General features: G+C 72.0%; 7 protein-coding genes and 1 pseudogene. 1 reads left to right on the top strand and 7 read right to left on the bottom strand.

Going from position 1 to position 8,948, the window contains the following annotated elements; translation table 11 throughout:
• A pseudogene (locus AOK08_RS23265) lies at positions 1-463 on the top strand (hypothetical protein); the annotation flags it as partial.
• 78 nt (positions 464-541) lie between these two features.
• On the opposite strand, the gene AOK08_RS23270 reads toward AOK08_RS23265, so the two are convergent.
• The 7 genes from AOK08_RS23270 to AOK08_RS23300 all read right to left on the bottom strand — a co-directional run.
• Positions 542-2,020: a class-II fumarase/aspartase family protein gene (locus AOK08_RS23270; protein WP_198539352.1), complete on the bottom strand. Its 1,479-nt coding sequence runs from the start codon at positions 2,018-2,020 to the stop codon at positions 542-544.
• Complete coding sequence (locus AOK08_RS23275; protein ID WP_055529416.1) at positions 2,017-4,059, bottom strand: FAD/NAD(P)-binding protein; 2,043 nt, start codon at positions 4,057-4,059, stop codon at positions 2,017-2,019. Before AOK08_RS23275 ends, AOK08_RS23270 begins: the two co-directional genes overlap by 4 nt.
• Complete coding sequence (locus AOK08_RS23280; RefSeq protein WP_055529418.1) at positions 4,056-4,982, bottom strand: NAD-dependent epimerase/dehydratase family protein; 927 nt, start codon at positions 4,980-4,982, stop codon at positions 4,056-4,058. Before AOK08_RS23280 ends, AOK08_RS23275 begins: the two co-directional genes overlap by 4 nt.
• Before the next feature lie 5 nt (positions 4,983-4,987).
• On the bottom strand, positions 4,988-5,593 hold the full coding sequence (locus tag AOK08_RS23285; protein WP_055529419.1) for a hypothetical protein: 606 nt from the start codon (positions 5,591-5,593) through the stop codon (positions 4,988-4,990).
• Positions 5,590-7,290 (bottom strand): class I adenylate-forming enzyme family protein, encoded by a 1,701-nt coding sequence (locus tag AOK08_RS23290; RefSeq protein WP_055529421.1) that lies wholly within the window; start codon positions 7,288-7,290, stop codon positions 5,590-5,592. The genes AOK08_RS23285 and AOK08_RS23290 overlap by 4 nt, the downstream gene beginning before the upstream one ends.
• The gene (locus AOK08_RS23295; protein ID WP_055529423.1) at positions 7,277-8,032 is read right to left on the bottom strand and encodes a hypothetical protein; all 756 of its coding nucleotides are present in this window, start codon (positions 8,030-8,032) and stop codon (positions 7,277-7,279) included. Before AOK08_RS23295 ends, AOK08_RS23290 begins: the two co-directional genes overlap by 14 nt.
• A partial coding sequence (locus AOK08_RS23300; RefSeq protein WP_055529425.1) for a beta-ketoacyl-[acyl-carrier-protein] synthase family protein occupies positions 8,029-8,948 on the bottom strand: 920 nt, incomplete at its 5' end. The genes AOK08_RS23300 and AOK08_RS23295, both read right to left, overlap by 4 nt.

Here is an 8,948-nt window from a genome sequence, read left to right on the forward strand (position 1 = left end):
GATGTACGCGCCGGATCCGGCCGCCGTGCTCCGGACCCAGGCTGAACTGCTTGTTTCCGGCGGCCTGGTGGCCCCGGTGGAGATGGATCTGCATGCCGCCGGATCGCGGCCCGCCACGCCCCTGGCGACCAGCAGCGTGTCCTGGCTGACCCAGGCCTTCGCCAAGGCGAACGGCGCCACCGGGCTGGGTCCGGCGCTGGCGGGAGTGGTGCGGGAGGCCGGTCTGCGGCCGGTCGGGATGATGGCCGTCCATCACCAGTTCGTGCCCGGCGATCCGGACGGCCCCGCGTCGTTCGCGGGGATCATCAAGACAATGCTCCCGCTTATCGAAAAGGCGGGTGTCGCGACCGCCGAGGAAGTCGGGCCGGAGACCTACGAGGCACGCCTTGCCGAGGAACTCGCCACCGCGCAGGCGGTACTCGAATATCCGCAGTTGTTCTGCGCCTGGGGAATCAAGGACTGACGCTCGGCGCAATCCGTAAGCCGGTATCAGCTGGAATTGGCCGGTATTCCTGTGACGAGGAATACCGGCTGATACCGGTCAGCTGCTCCTCTTCTCGTATGCGCGCAGTGCCCGGTCGATCAGTGCCTCCGCCGCGCCCGTGTAGCGGGTCGGGTCCAGCAGGTTCGAGAGGTGGGTGGGGGTCAGTCCCGCGGCTGCCAACTCCGGGCTTTCGACGAGGATTTCGGTCAGAGGGCGGCCCGTGGTCGCCGACTCCGCCGAGGCCGTCGACAGCAGCTTCTTCGCCTGCGCCTTGCCGAGCAGCGGGGCGAGTACGACCGCCAGCCGTTCGGTGACGATCGCTCCGCCCGTCAGATGGAGGTTCGCCAGCATGCGCTCCGGGTGGACGATCAGGCCCTCCGCCAGCTCCACCGCCGTGTGCGCGGCGCCGCCCGCCAGCCGCAGCGCCTCCCGCAACGGCTGCCACTCGGCATGCCACGCCCCGGCCGGGCGCTCGTCCTCCGCCAGCAGACACTGGGCCAACACCAGTGCGTACGCCGGTACTTGGCGTGCCGCCGAGACAATGAGGGTGGCCAGCGCCGGGTTGCGTTTCTGCGGCATCGCGGACGAGGCGCCCCGTCCGGCCGCCGCCGGCTCGGACAGCTCGCCGATCTCCGTACGGGACAGAGTCTGCACGTCCAGCGCGAACTTGCCGAGCGCCCCGGTCACCAACTGGAGCACCGCGCCCAGTTCGGCGATCGGCGTACGTACGGTGTGCCACGGCAGCGTCGGTTCCGCCAGCCCGAGAGCCTTCGCGAAGGGGGCCAGCAGCTCGACTCCGCCGGCGGCCGATTCGCCTGACGCGCCTGACTCGCCCGACTCGCCCGGCTCCGGGGCTTCTCCCTCGCCGCCGTCCAAGGCCGCGTACTCGCCGTACGCTGCCAACGTGCCAGCCGCGCCGCCCAGTTGGGCGGGCAGGGCACCGGCCACCGCCCGTACCCGCGTCAGGGCGTCCATGACGAGCTGGAGCCAGGTCGCCGCCTTCAGGCCGAGGGTTGTGGGTACCGCGTGCTGGGCCAGGGTGCGGGCCGCCAGGACGGTGTGGCGGTGGGTGTCCGCGAGCGTGGCCAGGGCGGTGGCGGTGCGTTCGAGGTCGGCGGCGATGAGGGTGAGTACGCGGCGGGCGATCAGCATGGCCGCCGAGTCCAGGATGTCCTGGCTGGTCGAACCCCGGTGTACGTACTCGGCGGCGGCCGGGTCCTTCGCGGCGACCACCTCGGTGAACGCGGCGACGAAGGCGACCACCGGATTGGCGGCGCCCCGGGCCGCGTGTGCCAGGGCGACCAGGTCCAGACGGTCCGCGTGCGCCTGGGAGATGATCGACGTCAGTGCCGTGGCGGGTGTCAGGCCCACCTCGAACTGGGCGCGGGCCAGCGCCACTTCCACATCCAGCATCGCCTGGAGCCATGCCTCGTCGGTCACTTCGGCCGCCGCCCGCGTGCCCGCCCACGCGGGCGCCAGCAGCCCGGCGTCGGTGCCGACGGACGCGAGGGTCCCCATGATTCCGTTCATGCTCATCGACTCCCTACGCCAGACGACCCTGTTTCCAGTCCCAGTACCGCCCGCGCTATCGCGTCCGAGTCCTCCAGCGTCACCGAGCCCACGCCCGGTCTGATGCCCACCGCCGTCACCCAGCGCACCCCCTCCGTCGGCACCCCGAACGCGAACCGGCGTGGATGTGCCCGTCCCGACGCGTCCAGCAGCCGGGGCGCGCCGTCGGTCACCGCCATCCCGCCCGTCTCGTACGCCTGGTGGCCGCCCGGCCGGTACGGGACGCACCCGCCCTCCGCCAGCAGCCCCCGCAGCAGCGGATCGGCGTTGCGCCGCAGGTCGATGCCGGGCAGCCGCGCCTCGACCAGCGTCCTCACCAGCACCGGAGGCTCCGACACCCCCTCCGCGTCCACGAGGAAGCCGGGTCCGGTCCGATCCCCCTCACCGTCCCCCTCACCGTCCCCCTCACCGTCCGTCTCACCGTCCGTCTCACCGTTCGTCGGACACACCCGCATTCCCGGACCGACCACGTGCAGCACCTCCGCCTCGATCAGCGCGATCAGTTGCTCGATCCGGAACACGGGCGGGCCGATCGACGTGAACGCGTTCAACGGCGTGTACCAGCCGTCCAGTTCGGCCCGGTACGACTCACCCGACACCCCTCCGTGATCGACCACCAGCCGGACCTCGTTGCGCAGGTCCCGCAACGCGTCCAGCGCGGCCTTCAGCGGCCCGTTGACATTGCCGAGGCGGGCGGCGGTGACGTCCTGCCGCAGATACTCCAGCAGCCAGGTCCGGAAGTCGGCGCGGTCCGTGAACTGCCGCTCCCCGTGCGGGTGTTCAATGCGCCGCCAGTCCCAGCGCTCGTCCGGGGGCACGCCGAAGCGGTCGAGGAGGGCCGGCTCGTCGTGGTCGCCGTGTGCGAGGCGGGATCGTACGAACTCGGCTGCCACCCGGGGGCCTTGGGCGGCCCGGAGCCACGCCTCGTAATAGACCGTCCGGACCTCGCGGTCGATCAGGGGCCAGACGTCCGCCCTGAAGCCGACGGGGCGTTTCCGTAAGCGGGCGATGACCTCCGGGGTGAGGAAACGCGGGCGGTGGCGGCCCAGCGCGCCCTTCTCGTTCTCGCCGCGCGCGTGGTACGGCACTCCGCGCCGCGAACCGGCGTACAGCACCGGCTCGTTGCCGCTCGGGATGTACACGAGCCCGGAACCCCGGCCGTTCTGGTCGTCGCCCCGCTTGAACGTACCGCCCCGGCCCTCGGTGAGCAGGGCCAACTGGTCGAAGAAGTTAAGGCCGAGGCCCCGCAGGGCGACCGGGGTGCCGGGCCGGATTCCGCTCAGGTCGGCGTCGGCCGGGTTGGCGGGCCCCACGTAACCCGTTCCCGTACGGGGACCGGTGCTGGTACCGGCGTGGCGGGCGGCGAAGGAGCGCAGGGCCCGCTCCTCCGGGCCCGGTGTCAACCGGCCGTGGCCCAGGGCCAGTACGACCGCGTCCAGGCCGGTGAGCGGCGGTTCGCCGTCCGCCAGGGTCACGGACTGGCTGCCGTCCGGGTCCTCGGTCAGTGCGGTCGCCCTCGTCCGGTGGGTGTGGACCGTGACCTCGGGCGGGGCGGTGCGCAGCAGGTGCCGGAAGACCCACTCCAGGTAGTGGCCGTGGAAGGCGCGCGTCGGGTAGGTGTCCGGGCCGAGGCGGCGGGCCTCCGCCAGGACCGAGGCCGGGTATGAGTACGCCTCGGGTCCTGTTGCCAGGGTGCGGGCCCACTCGTACAGGCTCGGGCCCGGTACCGACGGGCCCGCGCACGGCACGCTGTCGTCGGTGAACAGGGTCACCTGGGAGGCCACCGTGTTCATCAGCAGCTCGGCCGGCTGGTCGGTGCGCCACACCGCGCCCGGTCCCGGCGGGTACGGGTCGACGAGATGGACCACGACCGGGCGGCCGGCCTCCCCCGCGTTGGCGCGGAGCCGCTCCAGGACCGACAGCCCGCGCGGACCGGCGCCGACCACGCACACGACGACGGCCTCGCGGGTGTCACCCGTGGAACCCGGTTCAGGTCCGGCCGTCATTCCTCACCCAGCCCGTTACGCCAGCTCGGCCGCTGCGGCTTCCAGCCAAGTTCCGTACGCGCGCGGGCATTTGACGCGCCCACCGCCGAGGTGAGCTGGTGGGCCATGAACCAGCCGAGCAACTGGGGTGCCGTCGTCGCGGGGATCACGCGCGGCGCCGGGGCGTCCAGCGCACGGGCGAAGTGGGGCAACCACTGGGCGGCCTGGGCGGGTTCGTCGTCCGTGATGTGGAAGGTACCGGTGACCTCGGACTCCACGGCCGCCACCGCCGCCCCCACGGCATCCTCCACATGCAGGAACGAGGTGATCCCGGCCCCGCCCTCGGGCAGCGGGAACCCGCCCGACAGCACCCACTGCGCGCTCCCGCCGGTACGGGCGTACGCGGTGCCGGGGCCGTACAGCGACCCGTACCGCAGCACCACACCGCTCAACTCGGCCGAAGTATTGAGCACTTGGTCCTCCAGCTCGGCGATCGCCCGTACCGTGGCCGACCAGCCGGGGTCCGGGGCGTCCACGTACAGCGGGGCGTCCTCGTCGACGGCCAGGTCCGCGTTCGGCGCGGCGGCGAAGGCGATGGACTGGGCGACCAGCCGCCGGGCACCGGCCGCGCGGGCCGCCGCGACCAGGTTGGCGGTGCCCTCGGTGCGCAGTCGCGCGGTCCGGGCGAACGCCTCCGGGGGGTTGTCGAACATGTCCCGCAGCGCCGTCAACTGGTGCACGACCACCTCGGGTTGGGCCTCCGACACGGCGGCCGACAGCGCTTCGCGGTCGAGGACGTCGGCGACCACGATCGCGTCCGCCTCCGGAGCACGGGCCAGGGACTCCTCCCGTACCAGCGCGCTCACCTGATGGCCCCGGGACCGCAGCGCGCCCACCAGGGGACGGCCGACCACTCCGGTGGCTCCCGCGACAAGTATCCGCATGGTGTTCAGTCCTCCGTACCGTCGTGAACAAGGGGTGCGACAAAAAGCTCAACTGGGAGTGCTGCAAGGGGTGTTCGTACGCGCATCAGCAGGCGGCAGGCCTTGTCGCCGTCGCGCAGGCAGGCCTCGGCGCGGTTCTCCGTCAAGGTGACGCCGAGGCCTTCCGACCAGCCCGCGTGGATGTCGGTGCACGGGCAGCGGTAGCCGTCCAGTGAACCGGCCATCCGCACCATGGTGATGGCGAAGCTGCGGCGCAGGGTGAGGACGATCAGGCCGTCCCGCTCCGTCACGTCCTCGACCGCCGTGGAGGCGTTGCGCAGTTCCGGCGGGAACATACGGTCGCCGCAGTCGTCGTAGCGGCGCCGGAGTTCCTCCAGGTCCTTGCCGGTGTCGCCGGTGTCGGGGAGGGGTCCGGCGAGGCGGCCGACGCGCTGGCCGACGTGCGTCGCGACCTTGCGCAGCGCCTCCGCGTTCAGCTCGTTGGCGGCCTCCTGCCCGAACCGGCTCGCCACCGCCTGGTACCAGTTCGCGTCGTGCTGCCACCACAGCCGGTACGCCTCACTCGCGCGGGCGCGGTGGTTGACCTCATCGGCAGCGGCGCCCGTGCTCATCGTGGCTCCTTGGCCGGGGTGGTGGTGAAGCGGTCGCGCATCACGCGTTTGAGGACCTTGCCGGTGGCGCCCTTGGCGACGTCGTCGGGTCGCATGCGCAGAGCGCGGGTGACCGGGGGGAATCCGGCGGACCGGAGGACGGTGTTCACGCGGGCGGTCAACTCCACGTCGGTGACACACTCTTCGGCCTGATCCTCATCCGTCGCTGCCTCGTCGGCGAGTTGGAGGAGGGCGTACGCCTCCGCGACTCCGTCGCCGTCCCAGTCCGCGCGGACGCCGTCCTCGGCGACCCCGACGATCGTGCAGTCGGCCAGCTCGGGGAGTTCGCGCAGCAGGAGTTCCTCGGTGCGGGTGCTGAAGACGACACCGGAGGGGGTGCGGATCGCGTCCGGGACGCGGTCCAGGTGGTAGAAGTTGCCGTCCTCGTCCTGGTGGGCGAGGTCGCCGGTGAGCCAGTAGCCGCCGAGGCGCATCCGGTTCCAGGTCAACGAGTCGTTCCAGTAACCCGGTGTGAGAGTAGGGGACTTGAGGCCGAGGCGGCCGATCTCGCCGGGCGGCAGCGGGGTGCCGTCCTCGGCGAGTACCGCGGCCTCGGCGAAGCTGATCGGTCTGCCGACGCAGCGCGAGTAGGCCGAGGTGTCCTTGGTGTGCCGGTTGTGGAAGACGGAGTAGCCGGCCTCGGAGGAGCCGAGCCCGTCGACGAAGACGGAACCGTCGAGACGGACGCGCCGCAGATCCCTGCCGACGGTCCGGTGACTGCCGTGCCGTACGAGGGCCCGGATGTGCGCCTCGTGCGCCGCGTCCCCGGTGTTGAACCACACCTGCACGCTGGACAGGTCGCGGTCCGCCAGATCCTCGGCGGTGGCCATCTCGCCGAAGGTCCCCGCGAAGGCCAGCACGGTGGTGGGCCTGAACTCCTCGATGGCGTCCAGTACTTCGGCGCCGCGCTGGCTGGACAGCAGCTTGATGCCGGTGCCCAGGAGAAGGCAGTACAGCAGCGTCGCCACCATCGCGTTGTGGGCGCCGGGCAGTCCGACCAGGGTGCGTTCCATGTCGGTGCCGGTGGAGTAGCGCAGGCGGTGCAGTTGCGCGTACATCAGCGTCTGGTGGGTGTGCGGAACTCCCTTGGGCATACCGGTGGTTCCGGACGAGTGCGAGATGAGCACCGGGTCCGTGGGGTCGTGGCGGTACGGGTAGGAGGGCGGGAGCGAGGCGCGGTGTTCGGGGCGGATGTCGGCGGCGGTCGCGCAGAAGCCGAGCGCGGATCCGGGTTCCGTCAGTACGTCGTGGTGCGCGCGGTCCGTGAAGGCACCCACGGCGCCCTGCCGTCGTACGTACTCCCGCGCGATGTCGGGCGGCAGGTTGCCGTTGACGAACGACGGGATCGCGCCGAGGGACGTCAGCGCCAGGAAGTTCACCGCGAACTCGGCGCTGGAGTGGGAGTGGATGGCGACCGGGTCGCGGGGACGGACACCCTGGGCCGCATACCAGCCGGCGTACGTCTCGGTGATCTCCGCCAGCTCCCCGAGTGTAAGCCGGGTGGGACAACTGCCGTCGGGGGCAGGCCAGTTGCCGTCCACGCGGAGGACGACCTCGTCGCGTGGACGGTCGTACGCCGTCAGCCGCGCCAGGACGTTTCCGGCGCCCAGGGTGGGGTCGGAGCAGATCCGGGCCCGCTCCTGCCTACTGATGAGCATGGGTATGGCTTTCCGTGTCGGTGTGCGTGGAGGTGGCGGTGCGGTGGGCGGTGGCCAGCTCGAACAAGGGCTGTATGCCGCCGAGTTGGCCGGTCGCTGATGCGGGAGAGCTGATCGGCACCTGTGCCCCGGCGGTGGTGGCCGGGTCGTCCTCGGGACGGCCGAGCAGTAGCGCCGCCGCCAGGCCCGCGGACTCGGGGAGGTCCGGTACCGCGTGTTCGCTGTTCGTCGCCGCCAGTTCGCGGTGCACGGCGGTCACGCGTTCGCCGCCGCCCAGCTCCACGGCCAGCACCAGGACGCGTTCCAGTTCGGGGTCCTCCAGCAACAGGTCGGCCATGGCCAGGAGTTCGGTCAGCGCGTCGGTGAAGGTGGAGATGCTGAACATCTGGCCGGTGATGCCGAACTCCCGACTCATGTGCCCCAGCACGGAGTTGGCGGTGGCCTGCATGAACAGCAGCGGGTTGTGGACCCGCCCGGACACCATGCGCGAGCTGGCCAGGTCGGCCGTGGTGGTGTCACCCGCCAGGCCGGCCAGCACCACGGCGGTACGGTCGCCGTCCCCGGGGCGCGCGGTCAGACACCGGTCGCTCACCTCGTACGCCAGCGGACTGAACGCCGACTCCACGAAGCCGGGCAGCTTCGGCAGCTCGATGTCGCCGGCCCGGCCGGTGCCGTGGGTCGCGGTGGCGGCGGCGAGGACCGCGAGGGAGGAACGGAGCGCGGGCTCACGGATCGTGGTCACGGCCGCTCCAGGACGAGTGCGGTGTTGGCGCCCCCGAAGGCGGCGTTGACGGTGAGGGCCCGGTGGGGATCGGCCGGGCGCGGCTCGTTCGGTACGTAGTCGAGGTCGCACTCCGGGTCGGGGCCGGCGTATCCGGCGGTCGGCGGGAGTACGCCGTCCAGCAGGGCCAGCATCGTGATCACGAATTCCACGACGCCCGCGGCCTCCAGAAGGTGGCCGGTGGTGCTCTTGGTCGAGCTGACCGGGATCGACTCGGCATGCTTGGGGAACGCGGCGCGCAGGCCCCGGGTCTCGGCGCCGTCGTTGTACCTGGTGCCGGTGCCATGGGCGTTGACGTATCCGAGGGTCGCCCCGTCCGGGTCCCCGGCCTGCCGCATCGCCTGCCGGGCGGCGCGGGCGAGACCGGCGCCCTCCGGGTGCGGCTGGGCGATGTGGTGGGCGTCGGTGGCGGCACCCCAGCCGACGACGGACACCAGCGGCCGGGCCCCGCGCCGCCGGGCGTGCCCGGCCGACTCCAGTACGACGGCGGCGACCCCGTCGCCCAGCAGCAGCCCGCTGCGCCCGGCACTGAACGGCCGCACCATGCCGTCCCGCGACAGCGCCCGCCCGGAGTCGAACTTCCCGAAGGTCTCCTCCTCGACCAGATACCCACCAGCGCAGACGACGGTCTCGACCCGCCCCGAGGAGATCAGCCGACACCCATGAATGATCGCGGCGGCGGAAGCGACACAGGCATTGGTGAAGGCCAGCCGGCTCCCGGTCAGCCCCAGGTCACCGGCCAACACTTCGGCGAGCTGGGCGGGCACGGCATCGGCGAGCCCTTTCAACTCCGTTGCGGGAGGCGCCCCGACAGAGGCGCGGGGCTGTGACATTCGCGGCTCCGCCGCGTGGGCGCGACCAGCCACAACGGACCCGC

This window comes from Streptomyces graminilatus, from assembly GCF_001418565.1.
Lineage (GTDB): Bacteria > Actinomycetota > Actinomycetes > Streptomycetales > Streptomycetaceae > Streptomyces > Streptomyces graminilatus.